Source organism: Solibacillus daqui, from assembly GCF_028747805.1.
Classification (GTDB): domain Bacteria; phylum Bacillota; class Bacilli; order Bacillales_A; family Planococcaceae; genus Solibacillus; species Solibacillus daqui.
Genome location: NZ_CP114887.1, coordinates 1574283 through 1595181, shown reverse-complemented (window position 1 = coordinate 1595181; position 20899 = coordinate 1574283). Strand labels below are relative to the sequence as shown.

General features: G+C 35.9%; 21 protein-coding genes and 1 other annotated feature. Of the genes, 7 read left to right on the top strand and 14 right to left on the bottom strand.

Annotation, left to right across the window (positions count from 1 at the left end; translation table 11 throughout):
- Positions 1-76: 76 nt before the first annotated feature.
- Positions 77-604: a GNAT family N-acetyltransferase gene (locus O7776_RS07640; protein WP_274309997.1), complete on the bottom strand. Its 528-nt coding sequence runs from the start codon at positions 602-604 to the stop codon at positions 77-79.
- A 190-nt stretch (positions 605-794) separates the two neighbouring features.
- Between O7776_RS07640 and O7776_RS07635 the strand changes: the two genes are divergently transcribed.
- Positions 795-1343: a hypothetical protein gene (locus O7776_RS07635; RefSeq protein ID WP_274309996.1), complete on the top strand. Its 549-nt coding sequence runs from the start codon at positions 795-797 to the stop codon at positions 1341-1343.
- A gap of 370 nt (positions 1344-1713) precedes the next feature.
- Here O7776_RS07635 and O7776_RS07630 read toward each other — a convergent pair whose 3' ends face one another.
- From O7776_RS07630 to O7776_RS07620, 3 genes are all read right to left on the bottom strand, one after another.
- Entirely contained in the window at positions 1714-2454 is a 741-nt protein-coding gene (locus tag O7776_RS07630) for an alpha/beta fold hydrolase (RefSeq protein WP_274309995.1), read from the bottom strand.
- A 44-nt stretch (positions 2455-2498) separates the two neighbouring features.
- Complete coding sequence (locus tag O7776_RS07625) at positions 2499-2948, bottom strand: NUDIX hydrolase (protein WP_274309994.1); 450 nt, start codon at positions 2946-2948, stop codon at positions 2499-2501.
- Positions 2949-3045: 97 nt separating this feature from the next.
- Positions 3046-3588 (bottom strand): DJ-1/PfpI family protein, encoded by a 543-nt coding sequence (locus O7776_RS07620; RefSeq protein ID WP_274309993.1) that lies wholly within the window; start codon positions 3586-3588, stop codon positions 3046-3048.
- Between the two features lie 331 nt (positions 3589-3919).
- Here O7776_RS07620 and O7776_RS07615 point away from each other — a divergent pair, with 331 nt between their 5' ends.
- Positions 3920-4795 carry a helix-turn-helix transcriptional regulator gene (locus O7776_RS07615; protein ID WP_274309992.1) on the top strand — a complete coding sequence of 292 codons (876 nt, stop codon included), beginning with the start codon at positions 3920-3922 and terminating at the stop codon, positions 4793-4795.
- A gap of 119 nt (positions 4796-4914) precedes the next feature.
- Here O7776_RS07615 and O7776_RS07610 read toward each other — a convergent pair whose 3' ends face one another.
- The 6 genes from O7776_RS07610 to O7776_RS07590 form a co-directional block, all read right to left on the bottom strand.
- Positions 4915-5283 carry a YybH family protein gene (locus O7776_RS07610; protein WP_274309991.1) on the bottom strand — a complete coding sequence of 123 codons (369 nt, stop codon included), beginning with the start codon at positions 5281-5283 and terminating at the stop codon, positions 4915-4917.
- 34 nt (positions 5284-5317) lie between these two features.
- The gene (locus tag O7776_RS07605; protein WP_274309990.1) at positions 5318-5596 is read right to left on the bottom strand and encodes a DUF3784 domain-containing protein; all 279 of its coding nucleotides are present in this window, start codon (positions 5594-5596) and stop codon (positions 5318-5320) included.
- A gap of 12 nt (positions 5597-5608) precedes the next feature.
- Complete coding sequence (locus O7776_RS07600; RefSeq protein ID WP_274309989.1) at positions 5609-5968, bottom strand: hypothetical protein; 360 nt, start codon at positions 5966-5968, stop codon at positions 5609-5611.
- The gene (locus O7776_RS07595) at positions 5968-6183 is read right to left on the bottom strand and encodes a helix-turn-helix transcriptional regulator (RefSeq protein ID WP_274309988.1); all 216 of its coding nucleotides are present in this window, start codon (positions 6181-6183) and stop codon (positions 5968-5970) included. Before O7776_RS07595 ends, O7776_RS07600 begins: the two co-directional genes overlap by 1 nt.
- A 226-nt stretch (positions 6184-6409) precedes the next feature.
- Positions 6410-6532: a DALR anticodon-binding domain-containing protein gene (locus O7776_RS20305; protein ID WP_420802156.1), complete on the bottom strand. Its 123-nt coding sequence runs from the start codon at positions 6530-6532 to the stop codon at positions 6410-6412.
- Between the two features lie 558 nt (positions 6533-7090).
- Entirely contained in the window at positions 7091-7498 is a 408-nt protein-coding gene (locus tag O7776_RS07590; protein ID WP_274309987.1) for a hypothetical protein, read from the bottom strand.
- Positions 7499-7675: 177 nt separating this feature from the next.
- Between O7776_RS07590 and O7776_RS07585 the strand changes: the two genes are divergently transcribed.
- The 4 genes from O7776_RS07585 to O7776_RS07570 all read left to right on the top strand — a co-directional run bounded on the left by O7776_RS07585 (position 7676) and on the right by O7776_RS07570 (position 12806).
- Positions 7676-8410, top strand: a complete 735-nt coding sequence (locus O7776_RS07585) for a hypothetical protein (protein WP_274309986.1) — start codon at positions 7676-7678, stop codon at positions 8408-8410.
- Between the two features lie 97 nt (positions 8411-8507).
- A complete protein-coding gene (locus O7776_RS07580) occupies positions 8508-8795 on the top strand; it encodes a hypothetical protein (protein WP_274309985.1) in 288 nt (95 codons plus the stop codon).
- A 38-nt stretch (positions 8796-8833) separates the two neighbouring features.
- The gene (locus O7776_RS07575) at positions 8834-9151 is read left to right on the top strand and encodes a hypothetical protein (RefSeq protein WP_274309984.1); all 318 of its coding nucleotides are present in this window, start codon (positions 8834-8836) and stop codon (positions 9149-9151) included.
- Positions 9144-12806, top strand: coding sequence for a multicopper oxidase domain-containing protein (locus tag O7776_RS07570; RefSeq protein WP_274309983.1), 3663 nt, complete (start codon positions 9144-9146; stop codon positions 12804-12806). Before O7776_RS07575 ends, O7776_RS07570 begins: the two co-directional genes overlap by 8 nt.
- A 350-nt stretch (positions 12807-13156) precedes the next feature.
- Here O7776_RS07570 and argS read toward each other — a convergent pair whose 3' ends face one another.
- From argS to O7776_RS07555, 3 genes are all read right to left on the bottom strand, one after another.
- Positions 13157-14830 (bottom strand): arginine--tRNA ligase, encoded by a 1674-nt coding sequence (gene argS, locus O7776_RS07565; protein WP_274309982.1) that lies wholly within the window; start codon positions 14828-14830, stop codon positions 13157-13159.
- Positions 14831-14931: 101 nt separating this feature from the next.
- Positions 14932-15150: a binding site (T-box leader), on the bottom strand.
- Positions 15151-15810: 660 nt separating this feature from the next.
- Positions 15811-16815: a YeiH family protein gene (locus O7776_RS07560; RefSeq protein ID WP_274309981.1), complete on the bottom strand. Its 1005-nt coding sequence runs from the start codon at positions 16813-16815 to the stop codon at positions 15811-15813.
- Between the two features lie 44 nt (positions 16816-16859).
- Positions 16860-18662, bottom strand: coding sequence for a M3 family oligoendopeptidase (locus O7776_RS07555; RefSeq protein WP_274309980.1), 1803 nt, complete (start codon positions 18660-18662; stop codon positions 16860-16862).
- 255 nt (positions 18663-18917) lie between these two features.
- On the opposite strand from O7776_RS07555, the gene O7776_RS07550 reads away from it, so the two are divergent.
- Positions 18918-19766: an MBL fold metallo-hydrolase gene (locus O7776_RS07550; RefSeq protein WP_274309979.1), complete on the top strand. Its 849-nt coding sequence runs from the start codon at positions 18918-18920 to the stop codon at positions 19764-19766.
- A 121-nt stretch (positions 19767-19887) separates the two neighbouring features.
- Here O7776_RS07550 and O7776_RS07545 read toward each other — a convergent pair whose 3' ends face one another.
- Positions 19888-20670, bottom strand: a complete 783-nt coding sequence (locus tag O7776_RS07545) for an MBL fold metallo-hydrolase (RefSeq protein ID WP_274309978.1) — start codon at positions 20668-20670, stop codon at positions 19888-19890.
- Between the last annotated feature and the right edge of the window lie 229 nt (positions 20671-20899).

The window sequence follows — 20899 nt, the reverse complement described above, 5'->3', positions numbered from 1 at the left end:
CTTTTATTTTGAGCATTCAAAAACCCCGTTCTAAGTAAAAGGACGAGGTTTAACGAGATTCATTGTAAGTAATCAGTTAGCGCTTCACCTTAGAAAACATGTTCACATCATGTGCCTGTTCATTTTGATACATATAGTTACGTAAAACCCCTTCTTTTTCAAAGCCATTTTTCAATAACAATTGATTTGATGGTGTATTTTCTAGATAAACTACTGCGCCAATTCTTGTTAACCCTAGTTCATTAAAGCCGTATTCTGTCACTATATTTAAAGCTTCTGAAGTATAGCCTGCCCGCCAAAAATCCGGGTGCAGCTCATAGCCAATTTCCGCACGTCTATGTATCTTTGACCATAAATTAAAGCCAATTGTCCCAATTAAACCCGGTTCATCTTTTCGCTCAATCGCCCAACGGATTGCTCGTTGTTGACTGAAATTCGTTGCAAATGCTTGGATTAAAGCTTCGGCATCAGCTAATTGTGTCATCGTATCCATTCCATAGTGTTTTGTTACAAGGTCGTTTGAAAAATAGGAATAAATATTTTGCGCGTCTTGTGGAACTACCTCTCTTAAAATTAAACGTTCAGTTTCTAATATTGGAAACATGTCATCCCTCCGTAACAGTGACTTCTTTTTCGTACTCCTTGTATTATTCGTTTTGCGACTAATTATTTCCTTTATTTTGAAATACCAATTCAACATTACATGCTTATGTTGGTTAGCTTCAATCAGACAATTTGTAACTTCGAAAAGATTCACACGTCTAATATGTTAAATATTTCTTTTAGGAGGCGCCATGCGATTATTATTACTCATCGTAATAAGTACCCTGTCTCTACACATCATTTTTCCGAACCAAACGAAGGCATTAAGTTGTGCTGAGCTAGAAGAACCAATTATTGATAATTATGATATGGCTGTAGTAGGAACCGTTTTGAATGTGAAAAATGATATTGTACAAAAAGGATTTACGGGGACAAAAGAGACAAAGAAGTATGTTTTGCTACAAGTAGAAAAGAGCTGGAAAACCGAAGTAGCCTCACAAATCATTTTTGAAGCGGATTTTACATGGGGTTACGATTTTCAAAAGAAGGAAAAAAACATTGTTTATTTGCATGAAAATAATGGAAGCTATTACAACAGCCCCTGTAGCCCTGTCATGGAAGTAAATTCAAGTGACGATTACCCAAAAATTACTGAAAATGAGTTCACACCGAATAAAGAGGTCAATTTAAGCCCTAAAATGTGGTTTAAATTTGATAAAGATTTAGATTTTGTGCTCTTACTCTTCGGTATGACTGTTTTTTGTTTCATTGTTTGGAGATGGCGTGCAAATAAAAAGTAACATTATATTTCAGCTTTAAATGGGCTAATGCATGACCGATTTGCGTGAAATATGCCTGAATTATTGTTTTTATGCTTGGAATCTGAATGTTTACGCTCGGAATTCAGATTTTTCGCTCGCTTTTTTTGGATTTATGCTCGCTTTTCAAAGTTTATGCTCGAATCGCCCTATTTCACATCTCACCTCGGTGTAAATGTACACGACCAAGCTATTATGATTCAAATTGAATTCACAGATTAATGAATAAGCATGTCATCCCCAACTTATGTGACTGGACCGTTTTCACCAAATCCCGATTTAATAATTATAGATTTTGCTCAAAAGTAAAAGCCTGCTCCTATTTACGTTCGAGCAGGCTCTTTTCGGTGGATTACTTTATCGTCTCATCAAAAAAACTTTCTAAAATAGGATTCAATCCACTTGCACAACGCATCGGAAAATCATGCCCCGCTTTTGGTAACACCATTGTCTTACAACATGCATTTTGCCCTAATAATTCAAGCGAGCTTTTGATCTCCTTACTTTCGCGCTGCCCGCAAATTGCTAGCATTGGAATCGTAACATCATAGAATTCTGGATAATCCTTAATGTTCATTGTCGCTTTGAAAAAAGCTTGATAGTTTTCGACGGTTAATTTCCTGGCATAGTCAGCCATATAATCTGACTGCTTCTTCGTATAGTTCCAATACTTCGCCTGCAATTTCACGACCCATTTATATCGCAGTAATTTAAAAGTTACTGATGCCGTTTTGCAATACATGCGAATCGTTTTTTCATTTGGATGTACCCATGCACTTAAAAACACAGCACGTGAAAACAACTCGGGATTTTCAGCAACCAACATGACGGCAAGCTGCGCCCCAATAGAATGTCCCATTATCCTAATGCTCGGCTTATTTAGCGATTTTACGAGCTCTAAAATCTCTTGCTTAAGCTTGTGTGGATCGTATGTTACTGCGACAGATTCACCCGCGCCATATAGATGTGGCACAATGAGATGATAGTTATGTAGGAGTTGATATTGTTGCGTGAACGTATCTACAGCCGATGCACCATGTAATAACAAGATCGTTGGCTTATTTCGATCACCATATTCATCAAAATAAATCATCGCATGCCTCCAAAAAAAGAAAATTAAACTTCCAAAATAAAACGTTAAATTGTAAGTGCATATTGTTGTATCATGTTTTTTATCAAGGGATTTAGTTGATCTGGTAGCTCATTCATGTTAAAAAACTTAGCCATAGTTGTTTCTTGACCATCTGCTTGAAGGACGCCACCTTTAATTTCTTTTGAAATGTAAGCTATTGTTACAGGATAGAACTCATCACCATTCGGCAGTTTAACAAAATGTTGCTTCCCTGAAAACACGCCGATTAAATCAAGCTGTCCAATTTCAAGCCCCGTTTCCTCTAATACTTCTCTTCTACCGGTTTCCTCAGTTGACTCGCCTAATTCCATAAAACCGCCCGGAACGCCCCAAACACCATCATTTCGTTTTTGTAATAATATTTTCCCCTTGTCGTTTATGACAGCAACCGCAACTCCGACTAATAGTAAAGGCTCGCTGCCTACGACTTTGCGTAATCTTTCAATGTAACCCATGTTTCGTATCCTCCTAATTATAGTTTCCACTAATTAATATATTCTCAAGCTCTAATACACTAATTTTTTTAATACTCAAAGGAATCACTAACGCTACTTATTTACCATACCAGCCTTCTTCAAATTGAAGATCCAGTGATTTTCCAAATAGAATACCAAATTTAATAAAAGCTGAACCCCATGCAGTGATAATATTGCCATCTTTCACTAATAATTCATTAACATAATTGGCACCTTCGAATAACCCAGAATTGTTTCTAGCTTCCTCTAGTAATCCAACTGTATAATTATTATTCTTTAATAATCCTGCTTTTGCTAGTAAAGCGGGCGAACTTGAAATACTAGCTATAATGAAATTATCCTGATTCGAAATCTTTTTAATAAAATCAATATATTTCGTATTGTCAATGATAGCAAAAACATCCATACACCCAGTTAATAGAAGACTGTCGAATTCTTCATAATTAATTTGATCAATTGTTTGATCTGCCATTAATGTAAGACCTGCCTCTCCCTTAACTGGTTCTTTGTCTATTGATATAATACTTACAGGTTTAGCACCTTGCATTAAAATTGACAATGCCGTTGTTAACTCATATTCACTAAAATTAGGATAAATAAGTACCGCTGTTTTTTTCAAAATAAAATCTCCTTTTGTATCAAGCGTTTTGCAACAAAAAATGGGCGTATCCCTATTTGGTATATTTTATAAGAACAAATTAAATTTACCCAAGAAGTGAACCCTCTATGACTATTGTAAAACAAACGAGCCTTTTTAACATACAATAAATGTTAAAAATGTAAATCTAGCACTATTGTGATACGAATTTCAATGTACTGCATAATGCTCCCTTTTATTTTGCACTATACAATCCATCCTAATTTTCCAATAAACTATAATTACATCAGTGCAATAATTATCAAAAATGGTTTTGGTTTCTTTTTTATACTAAGTTTTGAGGTGAGCAGTCATGTATAGTCAACTTGTCCAACATATTGTAGATACGCTAGAGGAAAATATTTTATCTGAATGGCAGCTTGAGCAGTATGCCGAAAAAATTGGTTACTCGAAGTTTTATTTAACAAGGCAATTTAAAAAGGAGACAGGCTTATCTATCGGTGCTTATATTCGAAAAAGACGACTTGCTGTCGCTGCTTTCTTACTGTTGCATTCCGATGAATCAATACTCGGTATTTCATTTGAATGTCAATTTCAATCGCAAGAAGCATTCACACGTGCTTTTAAAGAGCTATATCAGATGCCACCGGGGAAATATCGTAATTTAATGCGTTCAATAAACTTTAAGGAGGAACAGGAAATGACAACAAATGAAGTGAAAGGCTGGCTTTTAACGGGGACAAACCCATCTTTATATACAATTAAAGCCGATCATGAGGTATTTCATACAGGCTCAAAATCGGGCTATTTAGGCAGCACACAGCCTGCTGAGGAAGGTCAATTTGGTACTTTAATGCAAGTATTTTCAGCTAAAAATTGGATTGGTAAGCGCATGAAAATGTCTTGCTTTATTAAAACAAAAGATGCGATGAAATGCGGGGCTTGGTGCCGTATTGATTCGAAAAACGGGGACCTCGTTCAATTCGACAACATGGATAATCGTTCAATTCATGGTACGACAGATTGGAATTACTATTCGATTGTACTCGATGTAACAGAAGAAAGCGCAGCCATTCATTTTGGTGTGTTACTTGTTGGCTCGGGTGAAGTATGGATAGACGGGGTTAGTTTTGAAGAAGTTGATCATTCCGTTCCTTCAACGAATATGACTAACTCAGCTTCAAATTTACCATTAGAACCAGTAAATTTAGGTTTTGATTATTTATGATGCATCTCGATTTGCTTTTCGATGTTATTATTGAACATGGAAAGATAAAATCGAATCTGCTTCTTAATTAAAAGTTTAAGCCTACTCTATTTAATTATGAGCAGGCTTCTCTATTTCTATTATTTAATATTGCTCAAATGCTCATGTATTAATTTCCACTCATTTTGATCATCTTTCACAAATACATTTGTTGCTCGTCCATTTCCCTGCACGTATTTCCCATTAAAATAACCTTCATATTCATAGGTATAAATACATGTTGCACTATCTGCTTCATTAACAAGCCAATGGATATCTTTTGCTCGATAGATTTCATTTTTAATTGTATCCCATGCATTCTCAAAATACGCTTGGATTTCGTTCATATTTGTACAATTAGTGCCAGTAAACCAATAAACTGCATTCGGGTGTAAACATGCCTGAACGTTTTTAAAATCGTGTGTATTGGTTGCATCAATATATTTATTTAATAAATCAATAGCTGTCATTTCTACTCCCCCTATTGCCTCTACTAATAATTTATTATTCTACTAATTTAATATTCACATAAACAACTTGAAGTAATAAAATTCCTAACGCAATCGGTAATAGCGTCTCCACCTGTGTTAAACCAATGACCCCACAAATTACTAGAGCAATTCCAACAATCCCAAATGTTCCACCAACTAAACGCGCTAGCTTTTCTTGATCTTTCACACGCTTTTGATTATAGCCCGCTAATAACCATGTCATTTTTTTCACGCCAACTAAAAAGCCCATCACTAAAAACAAAGCACCCATAATTAACAAATCCATCGTCATGTTCAATTCCCCCTAAAATCGTTTTACTATCGCTGGAACAATGTAAAAAGGCACACATAGCGTCACCAATAAATACGCAATCATATTATTCATACTCATATCAAAAACAGCAACACCTCGGCTCTCTATCATTAACAGCACAAGCAGCACCGTATTGAGTATAAAAATTGTTCGCAAAGACCATTTTGTAATATTGGCATTGACGCGGTCATCAAATTCCACATCTTCTTCTAACTGACTGCGTTTAAATTTTGCAAAAATGATTAGCACAATCATCAATGCTAGCAGCAAGCCTTTTAACAGCATTGCTTCCACTAAAAAGAACACCAATAAAAAAGCAACAAGCGGGATATAGGTGAATAATTTCGTCATCAATCTTCCTCCAACCAAAATAATTTTTCGATCGACGTATCCAGTGCGGCCGCAATTAATAAACACACCTTAATTGTTGGATTATACTTTTGGGCTTCGATTAAATTCATCGTTTGTCTGGTGACACCCACTTGTTTCGCCAAATCCCCCTGCGTTAAATTGCCGAGCTCAATGCGTCGAACCTTCACATGATTCGTTATGACAACCTCCTTCAACAACAAGCCCCCTTTCAATTTACTGCATAAATTGTGTTCTTAGATTTTAGAAATGGTAATGATTACCTTACCGCTAATTGTAATATATATATTACAATTGTCAATTATATATTACACATAATAATGAAGAAGATGCCCGAAACATTTCTGCTCGGACATCTTCTTCGATACAATGAATTCTTTTTGATGAATCGTTACTTTGATTTTAAACCCGTTTATACATTCTCTACATATTACTCGGTGCCTTCAACCCTAATAGCTTCAGCCCGTCCTGCAATACGGTTGCTACACAATAACAAAACAGTAATCGGCTCTCCTTTACCGAGTCTTCTACTAAGATAACACTCACTGAAATTAACGAAAAAATCGAAAAAGAGCGCGTTTATATAAAGGTATTCTATGAAAAACAGTAAGGAGTGACTAGCAAGAAAAGACAAAAAATGACCATCAGCTATAAATTGTTTAGCACAATCTGATTTAGTCGATGGTGTTTATCACGTCTAGTATCTGCTATTTCATCTAATAACGGACATCCTGTGAAATGATCATATCGTTTTCAGATTGCATTACTACACCCGTTAATCAAATAATAGATAATAAAGATTCATGTATGCCCATTGTAAACAAACGATCGCGCCATATGATACAAGAAGCAGATTCACAACCAACTCAAGAATAAACTCTACTATTTTAATGAACGTGAAAGAACCGTATGAATTAAACCCTTGGCTACATATTTTTTGTTTAAGCTGATTGATGTTATTGTAACAGGGTGATTACCACGCTCCAAATTAAAAAAGCAACATACATTGAACTTACATCTATGGATCAAACTAGATTTCACCTTAATGCTCATTATCGTCTTTCTTGTTTCTATATTCACTTATTTTAACCCGTTGTTTTAATGCTACGAGCGCACGGATAAGCAAAGCATCCCAAATACCACGTACACAAGAATTGAACAAAAAATTACAATCCCAAAATCAGCCATGGCACCAAGCATCGGACCCATAATGCCAGCCATTAGTCCCCCCGAAACGCCTGAGAGTAAAGTTTGATAATCCACTAACGCACCAAAAATTGCACCAATAATAATGGCAATCACAGTAGCAATAATTGTTACCAACGTATAATGACTAGGGAATGTATTACCAAGAATTGCACCAACAGCTAATCCTATTACTCCACTACTTAACATTGCGATATTCATACCAAAATGATAGCTAATTAGAAATTTAATTTTGTATAAAAAAGTAAAGGTGGCAAAACAAAAAATAAAATAGCTAAACAAAATCAACCAAAATATTATATTCAAATAGTCAGCTCCTTTGTACTTAATATATGTCAATGCATTGCTATCACGTTCTAGATAAAAAGTAATACAAGCAGAACCTAATAATCGAACCACTCGGATTATTGCTATTGCTTACCTCTCTCTTTACTTAATTGTAGTTAAAGTGGCATAAATTTTTGTTGTACAGGAGGAGATTTTATGATGGATAAAATGAAAAAAAATGTTAACCTTCCAGACCCATTTGAATATAAATACCCTGAATTAATAAAAGAAGGACGTTACACTTCACCTACTAGTGCATTACCTTTACACGAATTAAAAGTGTTCCAAGACTATATTCATAGCGTAAACATACAGACCTTAGGAGCGCACCTCCCTCATTTTAAGAAACAACTCATATTGATAAAATTTTTTAAATCAAAAAAATATCAGCTCGTCGAGATTTTTTCAAGATATTCTGATCAAATCATCCATACTGTTGGTAAAGTCCATACAATAGGTAGAAATTTCGTTATGATAAAAACTCTATTTGCTCGGATTTGGATACCATTTGACAGTATTCATTCTGCAAAAACACCCTTTGGTATCACTCAAATTCATGACTCACACCAAAATGTGGTGATTAATAATGAACTAAGAAAAAAATTATTAACGAACTTCAGTCAAACGGTTTCAAATAAAGAAGTATTAAAACAACAATTCTTTGAGGAATTATTAGAGACTAATTTAAAAACATGGCAAGGTACCAAACTAACCATATTTACTGACAAACCAATAAAGGGAAAAATTCTAAATGTTGTGCCTGGAAAGATTTACTTAAAGCATAGAGAAGTGCTCGAAATTGCGACAACTCAGATTATGTATATAAAGCAAGGGAGATTCGCTTCCTTTTTCCAACGGCTAATTTCAAACTGGTTTGGGCACAAAAAATAATCGTTTTAAAGAAATTAACAAAATAGTTATCATTTTCATAGATTGGTGTTAGCTCAAATAAATCGATACACCGTCTAGTAAAAGGAGGTGAAGCAAAATGGGAGAACAAATATTACCTGAGAATGGGATATTTTTAGAAATGAAAGGTCAAAATATACTACTGGTAACAGAAGAAGATCAATTAAGTATTCTCGGTCAAACATTTAGACCTATTTTTTGTGGAAAAGTAGTGGAAGTAACAAATGGATTTATCACACTTTTTCCTGTAACGATTAAAATGCACAACGCACCGTTTTTTAAATTTCCTACTCCACTTAGTTTTCCTATGGAGCATATTGCAGTATTTACACCATTTGATATTGATCGAAAAATTGTAATTGTATAAGAATATACTCGAAAAATTAAAAAGAATAGGAGGATACCATGGATATAAGTAAACTGGCTGCACAGAGTAGTATTGGGACGCCAGATATTAATGCCATTCGACAAGCTATTGTGACACAAGTTTTTGCAGATAATATTGGCGTAAGAGCTTTAGTTTTACTCTCTCAATATCCATTTCTAATTATTGGGCCAATCGATAAAGTGATTAGTGACTATCTAGTGATTGACGCTGAGATTACGAATGTATCAGACCTTGATGGAGAAAAATTCCGTGTCCACATTGATGATATCGAAGTTTTTTATATTGAAGAAGAAAACAGACCTATTCCAGACATTAGGAATGGTAAGTATGAATAGAAAATTTCACGTTGTTGCAATTCCAATTCGCATTGTTGTCAATCATTTCGGTGACCACGATCCAAACGGTATGATGTATGTTTTAAAAGAAAATGAAAGTTATATCAAACATCAAGTAGCTAAGAATCCATTTACGCCAGTAGATTTAGTTGAGCCATTGGTTATTCGCGCAAATGTAGGCGACCATATTGAAATCAAATTTGAAAATCAGCTACCCTTCAATACTTCGATGCAAATTCAAGATGCAGAATACAATGTTTTTACTTCGGACGGTGCTTTTGTAGGTAGAAATTCGAATACAACAGTTCCACCTGGAAAAAGTATTGTCTACAAATGGCAAGTACATTCTGAAGGAACTCATTTTTTCTCTGATCTAGGAAATACATTGTCAAGTGAATTAGGTAGTAATGTTCATGGTTTGTTTGGTGCACTTTTCGTAGAACCTCGTGGATCTTCTTGGACAAATCCTATCACAGGTAAACCAATTAAAAGTGGGCTATTTGCAGATATTCACAATCCACTGCTCCCCTCTTTTAGAGAATTCGGTTGGTTTTTCCACGACGAGATGGAAGTAGATGATTTAACGGGTCAACAGCCTATTAGTCCCCATACACTTCAACCAGAAGCAACACATTCCATTAACTATCGAGCAGAGCCGATGCGAAACAGACTACGGTTAATGCAAGAAGGTGTAGTATGTCCAGATTGTGAGGGCGAAGAAGTTCATCACGACTCTTGGGTATTTGGCGACCCAGCAACGCCTATTTTACGAGCCTATATAGGAGACCCTATAAAAATCAGGGTAATTCATGGAGGTACAAAAGAGACACATTCATTCCACTATCATGTCCACCAATGGTTATCTGAACCGAATAATCCAAATTCAGACCTTCTTGATGTGCAAGCCATTTCGCCACAAACAAACTACTTAGTCACACCATTATATGGAGGCGGTTCGTTACAAGGAGCAATGGGTGACGCTATTATTCATTGCCACCTATACCCCCATTTTGGAGAAGGCATGTGGGGAATGCAACGAAATTTTGATACGTTGCAAGATGGAAGCCAATGTTACCCTAATGGCGTGCCTATTAAAGCACTTCAGCCGCTACCTGATCGACCACCACCACCAAAACCAACACCTGAAAAACCAGGATTTCCAAACTTTGTGCCTGGAATTCCTGGCCTTAAAGCGCCACGTCCACCTCTTGGAATTGACTGCGGAAGAAAAGCTACTCAAATCGAAAAAAATCATTTTGCTCCAAACGCGGTTCCTGGTGCTGTTTTTGTCAACCCAACTGTTCCAGGTGTTACACCAATAAGGGAATTCCATGTTGTTCTTATACAAATGCCACTTATTTACAATAAACAAGGTTGGCATGATCCCGAAGGCCGCTTATATGTTTTAGCTGAAGATGAAGAAGACGTATTAGCTGGCAGAAAGGAACCTGAACCACTTATTATTCGAGCAAATGCTGGTGAGGCTGTTCGTTTTAAGTTTACCAATAAGCTACCTGAGACCATTGGCGGAAATGCATTTCAATTAGTCAACCGAACATATGAGGCTGGTATGCATGTTCACTTTGTTAAATTTGACGTTTTAGTTGCGGATGGAGCGAATGTAGGATGGAATTACGATTCCGGCGTTCTTTCCGGTGAAACAATTGAATATCAATGGTTTGCAGATGTAGAGTTAAAAGCAACATTTTGGCATGATCATTTATTTGCCAATGAACATCAGATGCACGGCGTATTTGCGGGTATCAATATTCAAGCAAGAGGCTCAAAATTTTTAGACTCCTGTACGGGGAAAGAAATTAAATCCGGTACACAAGCAACAATCGTCAATCCGTTAATTCCTGACTTCCGTGAATTAAGTTTATTTGTACAAGATTTTACGATGTTATTTGATAAAGACGGATGTCCTCTTAATCCACCACCATTTCCTAGTTCACCAGAGGATCCAGGAGTAATGGCTGTCAACTATAAAAATGAACCAATTCAATTTCGATTAAAAGAACCCGATTGTGATCCAGCTTATGTTTTTAGCTCCTGGGTACACGGGGATCCTGTAACGCCAATGCTACAAGCCTATAAAGGAGATCCGGTTCGAATTCGCCTCCTTCAAGGCGCACATGAGGAATCACATAGCTTTAACCTCCATCGTCAACGTTGGCATAAAGAACGTCCAAACTTATTTTCAAAACTAGATCAGCAACAACATATAGCCATCGCCGAATCCTTCACATTGGAATTTAGCATGGAAGGGGAAGGAGATTTCGATACACTTTACCATTATGGTTCGGTAGATGATATTTGGTTAGGAAACTGGGGTATTTTTCGATCATTTGAAAAAAGAGTACCTCATTTAATTCCTTTACCAGACAGGGATCCTCCTCCCCCACGATATTTCCCTTTACCGTGCACTACAGGGAAAACTCCACCAAGAGCAAGACTGCCAAAAAACACAATTCCAGCAAATGCAACTATTCGTAAATATGACGTTGTTGCTTTAAATGCTCGAATTGAGTATAACAATGAAGGCGATCATGATCCTTGTGGAATTATTTTTGCGCTCAATGACGATAAAGAGAGTATTTTAAATAAAAAGGTAAACCCAGAGCCATTAGTATTGCGTGCAAATGTTGGAGAATATGTCGAAATCACACTTACGAATGAATTGGACGGTAAATTCCACCATGGAGCCTTACATGGTTATCCCGATGTACCTGTCAGCGCACCATTCCCTCCATCACAACGAATATCATTACATGCACAATTAGTTAATTATGACGTTCGCTATTCTGATGGAGCAACTGTTGGATTCAACCTTGATCAAACGATCGCACCTGGAGAAAGTATTAAGTATATCTGGTATATTGATACTGATTTCGGATCAGCTAATCTAATGGATATGGCAGACATTCGCAATCATCGACATCACGGGGCATTTGGTATATTAATTGCTGAGTCTAGAGGGTCAAAGTTTCTTCATCCTAAGACTAGAAAAGAAGGAAATATCGGACACCAAGCCATTATTTCGAATCCATTGCTCCCTGAGTTTAGAGAGTTCTCGCTCGTCATGCATGATGGAGTAAGACTTCTTGATAAGAATGGCAATTTAATAATTGATCCCGAACCACTCCTCGTCGATCCAGAGGAAGAAATAGAAGATTTTGAAGATCAGGGTTCAAGAGGCTTTAATTATCGAAACGAGCGTTTTAGTCATCATGTTACAGATTTGAATGATGTTTTTAAAGTCTTTAGTGCAGATAAAGTAAGAAACCCAAGCACACCATTATTCTTGGCTTATCCAGGAGACCCAGTAACAATTCGTTTTGCGTTCCCTTCCGATAAACCGCGAGCCCATACATTCACCATCCATGCACACCATTTCTTAAGAAGTAAAAAAGACATTTCTTCTTCAATTGCTTCCTTTAAAGGAGAAAATACTGTAGGAACTAATGACGATTTCCATTTATTCTACGGAGCAGGTGGACTGTCTCAACAACCAGGAGACTATATGTATCGTTCAGGAAATATTAGATGGGATATTGAATTAGGTTTATGGGGCATTTTTAGAGTCCTTAATAGTACTAATTCAGATTTAGCACCTCTAAAAGACTATTCAGAATCAGCAAAAGATTGTGAATAAGGTTCAACATCAAGCGGTATTCAAAATGATAAAAACCTCAACTGTTACTGCAATCAATTTGTGGAAGTCTGTTTAACAAGGTGCTCTCGAGCATGTTTCAGAAAATCGAGTAGGCGCATGAATTCATTCATGCGCCTCTCAAAGATCGATACGTGCGGGTCATCCGCGCCAAGGAGTTCCCACAGCTCATAAGGTTCTTGGGAATTGATTGTAATATAGAACCTACAGATTACAAACTCTTTTTCAAGTACACTAACGACAGGTACTATATTAAGTCGTACATCCCCTACCACACAATGCATGCTTATTGATGAACCATTCCTTTGATTTTAAACCCGTTTATACAATCTCTACATATTACTCGGAGTCTTCAACCCTAATAGCTTCAGCCCGTCCTGCAATACGGTTGCTACACAGTAGCAAAACAGTAATCGGCTCTCCTTTGCTGAGTCTTCTACTAAGATTTTTGTATTGCCATAGTATTTATTAAAGGCTCTCGCTAATTGAAGCACATACTTCGCAACGATTGATGGGTCTGCCTGCTCGTAAGCCTCTTTAACCGCTTTTGGATAGTCTTGCAAACAAAGAATAGCTGGCCAAGCTTGTTCTTCTAATTTCATGAAGTCGATGTTAGATGGTGTGAAGTTTGCTTTCTCTAATATCGATGAAATACGTGCATATGTATATTGCACATATGGGCCAGTTTCGCCTTCAAAATTCATCATCTGCTCTAGTGAAAATTCAATATCATTCAATCTGAAATTTTTTAAATCATTGAAAATAACCGCGCCAACCCCAACTTGATGTGCAACTTCCTCCATGTTTTGTAACGCTGGATTTTTGTCCTGAATATTTTGTCTCGCGGTTTGAACAGCCTCGTCTAGGACATCTATTAGCAAAATTACTCTGCCTTTACGTGTCGACATTTTCTTCCCGTCTTTTAACATCATCCCAAAAGGTACATGCTGTAGCTGCTTTGCCCATGTATAGCCCATCTTGTCAATCACCTTAAAAAATTGCTTGAAGTGTAACGTTTGCTCATTGCCCACAACATAAAAGATTTTCTCAGGGCTATATTGTTTTTGACGATAAAAGGCTGCCGCTAAATCACGTGTCGCATATAGCGTTGCACCGTCCTGCTTCGTAATTAAGCACGGTGGCATATCTTTTAGCGCCACCACATTTGCGCCATCTGAAACCGTTAGTAACTCCTTACCATTTAACTCCTCTACAACAGCTTGCATCTTGTCGTTATAAAAGGCTTCCCCCTCTAAGGAATCAAATTCAATACCGAGTTGGTCATAAATTCCCTTGAATTCTTCTAGAGATACACGTTTAAACCATTCCCATAATGCGATTGCTTCTGCATCCTGATCTTCTAATGCTTTAAATGCAGCACGTGCTTTTACATTAAGTGCTTCATCTTGCTCTGCTTCATCATGAAACTTCACATAAAGTTTTAATAGCTCTTGAATAGGTGCTTTTTCAATCGATTCCTTCGAGCCCCATAGACGGTAAGCAACAATCAGCTTACCAAACTGTGTCCCCCAATCACCTAAATGGTTGACACGAACTACTTCATAACCATTCTTTTGTGCAATATTCGCAAGCGCATTGCCAATGACAGTAGAACGCAAATGCCCCATCGAAAAAGGCTTTGCAATATTCGGTGATGAAAAATCAATTACAACACGTTGACCGTTTTTCTCAGCCTGGGCATAGTTGTCCTTATTGCTTACAATGTCTGTCAAAACCTGCTGCGTGACAGCTGACTGATTGACAAAGAAATTAATATAGCCACCTACTACTTGAACATCCTGAATAAACGGATGCTTAATTTTCTCACCAATGGATTGTGCAATTTGCTGTGGTGCTTGTTTAAATTTTTTAGCAAGTGTAAAGCATGGAAACGCGAGGTCCCCTAAATGCTGATGCTTCGGCTTTTCTAGTAAAGCGATTATTTCTAGTGTTGTTAGTTCACTTTCAATTGTCTGTTCTAAAATCTTTGCGACTGTTTGAATCATGTTATTTTCCCTCCAAATATTATTAACTATTGTCTTTTTTACGTTATATCACAGAAAAAAATTTGCCTTTCCAATCCAATAAAAAAAGCCCTCGTCTCTAAAAAAGAGACGAGAGCTATAAATTCCCGTGGTACCACTCTAGTTGCCACATAACTGTGACCGCTTTCCATTCGTAACGAGGTGACTCCCCGGCATTCCCTACTCCATTCAAGATGCATCTCCAAAGTGCGTTTCACCAATACTTTTTGCATTAGGCTCCCACCATCCCTAACTCGCTAAACCAAAATCATATTAGCTACTTTCTTCTTCACTGATTTTTATAAATTTGAAATTGATTATATACATTGATTTGGATAAGAGTCAATAGTTATTTAATTTTCATTCTATTCTTATACTGCATAAAGTAAATTTATTTGACCTTAATCGCTAAAACAATTCCATCTCATAATGAGCATTTTTCAAGACAAAATTTGGAACCAAGTGTATTTATCTAATAAAATCCGTTCTGTTACGCTACGGTGGACGCTTTCCTGAGGGCGTGGCTTCAACTAACTTGTATGTGCTTTTTACGGTGGCACATACAAGTGGATTTTCCACGCACGCTTGATCCTCTAGGAGTCGCCCCCGTCACTTCGCGGCACTCTACCATCAAACTAAAGTTGGTTTTTATTCAAAATTTTAGAATAAATTTTTTGGTTCAAGCGCTGTTAATAAAACTCAAAGTTACAATAATGTATACAAAGTAGTATTCTATTCTTCACCGCCGCCTCGCGATAGCGCTAGCGGCAGCATTTTGCGCTCTTAACTATATAGGAAAAAGTAACATTTTTATTTGGCGGGCCTTGCATGCGGCATTAAAGACAGTAGTATGGACACGTACCACGTGGCCATAATGCTGTCATGCCGTAGCCCGCCGAAAATAAGTAACACTGCACTCAATCCATTTTTTGCTAGTGAATTTGCTCAATGTTAGCTCCACCTTACTGAAATAGAACAACTAATAAGTATCCAAGAACGGATAAGCAAACTGATCCTACAAGTCCTACTCCAAATGCTTTTCCACCTAATTTTTTGAGGGTTTTTAGTTCAACATTTAATCCTAAACCAGCCATTGCCATGGCAATTAAAATATACGCAATATTAACGATAACTTGTGCAACAGACTGCGGTACAATGCCAAGTGAATTAAAGGCACTCATTGCTAAAAATCCAACAATAAACCAAGGAATAATTGATAAAGAAAATGCTTCTTTCTCTTGACCCTTTTCACTTCTTCTATACCAAATACCTACCAAAATGGCTACCGGTACTAATAAAGCTACACGTGTTAACTTTACAATGATTGCTATATCTTCAGCTTCATCTCCACCAGCTGCAGCGGCTGCAATGGCATGTGCAATTTCATGTAATGTCCCGCCAGCAAAAATCCCGTATTCTGTCGGTGTTAAACCAAGTACTGAATACAACAATGTATATACAAGGGTAAATAGCGTTCCGAGCATTGCCACAATCGCGACACTTATTGCAGTTTCTTTTTCATTTGCTTTTATTTGTGGCGCAATCGCTACAACTGCAGCCGCTCCGCAAATTGCTGTTCCACACGCCGTTAGAATCCCAAGTTTTTTCTCTACATGAAAAACTTTTGATAGCCCGTATACTACAAATAATGCAAAAACTAAATTAATCAAAGCAATAAGAAATACACTTGCGCCCGCATTATAAATATCCACTAAATTTAAACGCATCCCTAGAAAAATAATTCCTAAACGTAATAATTTTTTACTTGAAAATGAAATACCCGTCTGCCATGCTTCTGGAACATCAATCGTTGCTTTCCAAATCATCCCTATTATGATTGCAATAACAAGCTGCCCCATAATCGAGAAAAAAGGCAAGATTGAAATGTATTTTGCAATGATTGCAATTCCTAGTGTTAATAATAACCCTTTCACAAAAGGTGCAGAAAAATGCTTTCTAATGTCCATCTAGTTCACTTCTTTCGTCCTTTATTGCTACTATTTGATGAAAATTAAACTCTTTCTAAAGCCGTTAATTCCAGAAAAAGATCGACATCCTGAACACAAAGTTTCATTCCTTTTTCCCAAAAGTCTTCTTTTGTAATGTCCTCATTTAAATGTTTCAGGATCAATTCTTCGATGGGCATTTTCCCTGAATCTCGCAACAATTGAATATAAATATTTTCAAATTCAGGTCCAATTTCTTTTGCTTTTTCATATAAACTATATGTTAGTAAATAGCCAAATGTGTATGGGAAATTATAAAATGGTGCATCTGTAATATAAAAATGTGGTGTCCAAAGCCACGTATATACTGATACATTATCAAGAGAATCTCTATATCCATCCAAAATTGCTTCTTGCATTAACTCATTTAATCGCTGTGTAGAAACTAGCCCTTTTTTTCTTTCCTCATAAAAATTTTGCTCAAAAAGAAACCTGCTATGAATGTTCATAAAATTCATTACACTTCTTTTTAATTTTTCGTCAACTAGAGTTATTTTTTCTGATTTTGATTCAGCCGCTTCAATTGCTGCATCCAATACAATCAATTCAGCAAAAAATGAAGCCGTTTCAGCAATACATAGTGGATATTGTCGGTTCAAACTTGAAATCCCATTCATAGCTGTATTATGAAAAGCATGCCCTAGTTCATGTGCAAGTGTTAAAATACTTTTCATCGTTTCATCAAATGTCATAAAAATTCTTGATTCCTCAGACATTGGAAAGCCCGCACAAAATGCAGCGGCTGACTTTTTAGGGCGATTTTCTGCTTCTATCCACCCTCCTTCAATTGCAGTTGTTACAAATGCTTCTAACTGCTTTCCAAATTTACGAAAGAAGCCTTTTACTAAATCAATTGCATCATCATAATGAATCTTTTGGCTGTTTGTTTCAAAATTTGCCCAAAAGTTATAGGATTGCATCTTCTCTTCACCAGTCATTTTCCCTTTTCGATATAAATATTCTGCAAAAGCATTTTTATTCTTGCTTACAACAGACCACATTGCCTCTAGTGTTTGTTTTTTCATTCGATTTTTACGTAAAGGCTCTTCCAAAACATCATCGATTCCTTGAAAATTGTATAGTTGAAGTCGAAAACCAGCTATATGATTTAATACCTTGGCAAAGGTTTCTTTTTGCTCTGACCATTTAAGCTCTAATTTTTCGTGCGCTGCTTTACGTAGTTCCTCATTCGAATGTGCGCGTAAATTCAAAGCTTGCCCTATTGAATATTTCTGTGGCTTTCCTTCCAATTGAATTTCAATTTCGAGATTACCCATTAATGTTTGATATAGCTGTCCCCACGCATGATAACCATCTATAGATAACTTAGACAAAATCGCTTTTTCATTAGAAGTTAGAGTTGTTTTACCTTCTTCACGCCATTCTGCCAATATAAATGTAAAGTCTTTTAACTCCTCAGATTTAAGAACATCAATCCATATTTCCAATGAAGTACTTGCTAAGATAGCTTGAAAATTTGTTAATATAACACCATATTTACTTTTTAATTTAGTAACCCTGCCTTGAAAAACACTCGCCTCTTGATCAGATGGGTTTTGCGCTAATAAGCAAGTGATAAATGAGGAAGCTTGTGACAATTTAAGCTTAATACTGTCGATTTCCATTAGTATATTTAGGATATGATCAGCATCTTCTACACTTGAAATACTAGTAACTGCTATATCTCCATCCAATTTAGCCAATCCTTGTTCGATATCCAGTATGTGATTTGAAAATTGATTTGATTTTTTTAAGCTTTGAAAAATACTATCTAAATTCCAGATTTGTCGATATTTATTTCTACCCAATTATTCTCCCCCTAATTAAGAACATATATTCTATATTACATTAACTAGAATTTTCTGACTACAAAAAATATTCAAAGTTACTTTTGTGATTTTATCAACTAAAAGAATTAAAATATGTTATAATTTCCCTAATATTACAGGAGGTATTAGTCCAATGGTAAAAAAATAACATGAGAAAATCTTTAATTATTTTAATAATTTACATGTAGATTTTCTCTTTCATAATATCAATATCAAGTATAGAGGAGACATAACATGTTAAACAAAATAAGTGATACGATCTATTATTTTCCTAATCAAGATGATAAAGACCGACCTACATTAGGCTTGGTATGCGGCGACCAATATAGCTTAATTATTGATTCTGGGAATTCTACACAGCATGCTATTGATTTTTTATTAGAAATCGAGAAGTTAAATGTACCCCCAGTTAGATATATGGTTATTACGCATGCGCATTGGGATCACTTTTTAGGAATGAATGAAATTGATGCAACTATTATAGTTAACAGTCTAACAAATGAATTGTTGAAAAAATGGAGAAATTACACATTCGATGATAAATCATTACTTGAATATGTAGGTAATAATGAAATGAGTTCTATGTGTATGGAAATTATACAGTCCGAAATCCCAAATAGGTCTAGCTTTAAATTGCGTTCTCCAGATGTAATTTTTGAAGATACTTTAACTATTGATTTAGGAAATAAAATTTGCATAATCGAGAGAATCAAAGCTACCCATACTGATGACTCTACAATCATTTATATTCCCGATGAAAAAGTTATTTTCTTGGGTGATTGTCCATACGGTACAACGACAAATTCTTTATTTCATTATAAGCAAGCCTTGCTATTACCAATGATTACAGACATCCAAAAGTTTGATGCAGAATTGTTCCTACTTGGTCATGAATCTATATGTGATTCAAATGAAATGAATATATTTTGGGAAGAGTTAACAACAGCAAGTCAGGCTGTAACATCAAGCTCCTTAGAAAATGCTATAGAGTGCTTTAAGCTAGAAAATAAAAGAGACCCTAATGATAATGAATTATTTTTCATAAAAGCATTTGTTAATGATTATATTATTCAATCACAATAATTCTATTGAATACATGAATCAAAAATAAAAATTAGCCACCTCATTTAAAATTGGAATGAGGTGGCTTTTCTATCTTCAATAATATTTGGAACGGTATTTTATATAAGTAAAAATAGTTCCGCTAAAATTGCACACTAAAACCATTAAATCTGTGTATCCCTGTGCCGAATTTCACTAAATCATTATCTTTTAAGTATGCAATTGCTAATTTAACTTCTTTTAAGATATCTGGTGTAATGCCTAATGAATTGTGTGAACCATATATCATATTTATATTAGGAATTTCCGCTATTTTTTCTAAAGAGTTGACTAAATCTACAGGATTAGTTGTTGGATAAAAGGCATAGATTGGTGTTTCATCATATAGTAAATCACCAGTAAATAAATAGCCTTTCGTTTCATCATATATAGAAATATGTCCTGGAGAATGCCCAGGTGTGTGATAAATAGTTAATTTTCGATTTCCTAAATCATGGACATCTCCATCTTTTAATAATCCGGTAGGTCTTCCTGTAAATGGCGTATATGTATCGGGGTTAAAGCTTTTGGGTATTGGGATCGTAATATCTCTTGCTGTATTTGCTCTAATCTGCTCGATGGATAATCCTACAATGCCATTAGTTAACCAAGATTCTTCATCCTCATGAACAAAAATACGTGTATATTCACCATGACTACCAATATGATCAGAGTGAACATGTGTTGTAATAACATCAATCGGTAAGGTTGTTAACTGGTTTGTAATTCGCTTCATGTTATCGATACCTAAGCCTGTATCTATAAGAGCAGCTTTTGATTCTCCTAACAACAAAAAAGAATGTACTTTTTCCCAATGACCTAATTCACTAATTGCATATGTCTTATCATCAATTTGCCGAACGGTAAACCAATCATCTTTTAACATTATTAACCTCCATATCTATATTATATTTCAAATATAACACTCTCAAAGCTACATTCGGAATCGATTTATCTTAATATTCAAAATTAAAAAGCCTAGCATCTACAAACTTGGCCCTCTTTCAAAGATTATCCCTTCAACTTAAGTGAAATGCCTTTCACCGCGCTGCCAACAAATTGAAGTACAAAAATTATCGCTAAAAACAATGTAAATATATTAAACCACTGTGTTT

What these genes read in the sequence shown, in the direction of transcription:
- O7776_RS07640 (WP_274309997.1), bottom strand. Translation starts at nt 604, where the DNA reads ATGTTTCCAATATTAGAAACTGAACGTTTAATTTTAAGAGAGGTAGTT.
- O7776_RS07635 (WP_274309996.1), top strand. Translation starts at nt 795, where the DNA reads ATGCGATTATTATTACTCATCGTAATAAGTACCCTGTCTCTACACATC.
- O7776_RS07630 (WP_274309995.1), bottom strand. Translation starts at nt 2,454, where the DNA reads ATGATTTATTTTGATGAATATGGTGATCGAAATAAGCCAACGATCTTG.
- O7776_RS07625 (WP_274309994.1), bottom strand. Translation starts at nt 2,948, where the DNA reads ATGGGTTACATTGAAAGATTACGCAAAGTCGTAGGCAGCGAGCCTTTA.
- O7776_RS07615 (WP_274309992.1), top strand. Translation starts at nt 3,920, where the DNA reads ATGTATAGTCAACTTGTCCAACATATTGTAGATACGCTAGAGGAAAAT.
- O7776_RS07610 (WP_274309991.1), bottom strand. Translation starts at nt 5,283, where the DNA reads ATGACAGCTATTGATTTATTAAATAAATATATTGATGCAACCAATACA.
- O7776_RS07605 (WP_274309990.1), bottom strand. Translation starts at nt 5,596, where the DNA reads ATGACGATGGATTTGTTAATTATGGGTGCTTTGTTTTTAGTGATGGGC.
- O7776_RS07600 (WP_274309989.1), bottom strand. Translation starts at nt 5,968, where the DNA reads ATGACGAAATTATTCACCTATATCCCGCTTGTTGCTTTTTTATTGGTG.
- O7776_RS07585 (WP_274309986.1), top strand. Translation starts at nt 7,676, where the DNA reads ATGATGGATAAAATGAAAAAAAATGTTAACCTTCCAGACCCATTTGAA.
- O7776_RS07580 (WP_274309985.1), top strand. Translation starts at nt 8,508, where the DNA reads ATGGGAGAACAAATATTACCTGAGAATGGGATATTTTTAGAAATGAAA.
- O7776_RS07575 (WP_274309984.1), top strand. Translation starts at nt 8,834, where the DNA reads ATGGATATAAGTAAACTGGCTGCACAGAGTAGTATTGGGACGCCAGAT.
- O7776_RS07570 (WP_274309983.1), top strand. Translation starts at nt 9,144, where the DNA reads ATGAATAGAAAATTTCACGTTGTTGCAATTCCAATTCGCATTGTTGTC.
- argS (WP_274309982.1), bottom strand. Translation starts at nt 14,830, where the DNA reads ATGATTCAAACAGTCGCAAAGATTTTAGAACAGACAATTGAAAGTGAA.
- O7776_RS07560 (WP_274309981.1), bottom strand. Translation starts at nt 16,815, where the DNA reads ATGGACATTAGAAAGCATTTTTCTGCACCTTTTGTGAAAGGGTTATTA.
- O7776_RS07550 (WP_274309979.1), top strand. Translation starts at nt 18,918, where the DNA reads ATGTTAAACAAAATAAGTGATACGATCTATTATTTTCCTAATCAAGAT.
- O7776_RS07545 (WP_274309978.1), bottom strand. Translation starts at nt 20,670, where the DNA reads ATGTTAAAAGATGATTGGTTTACCGTTCGGCAAATTGATGATAAGACA.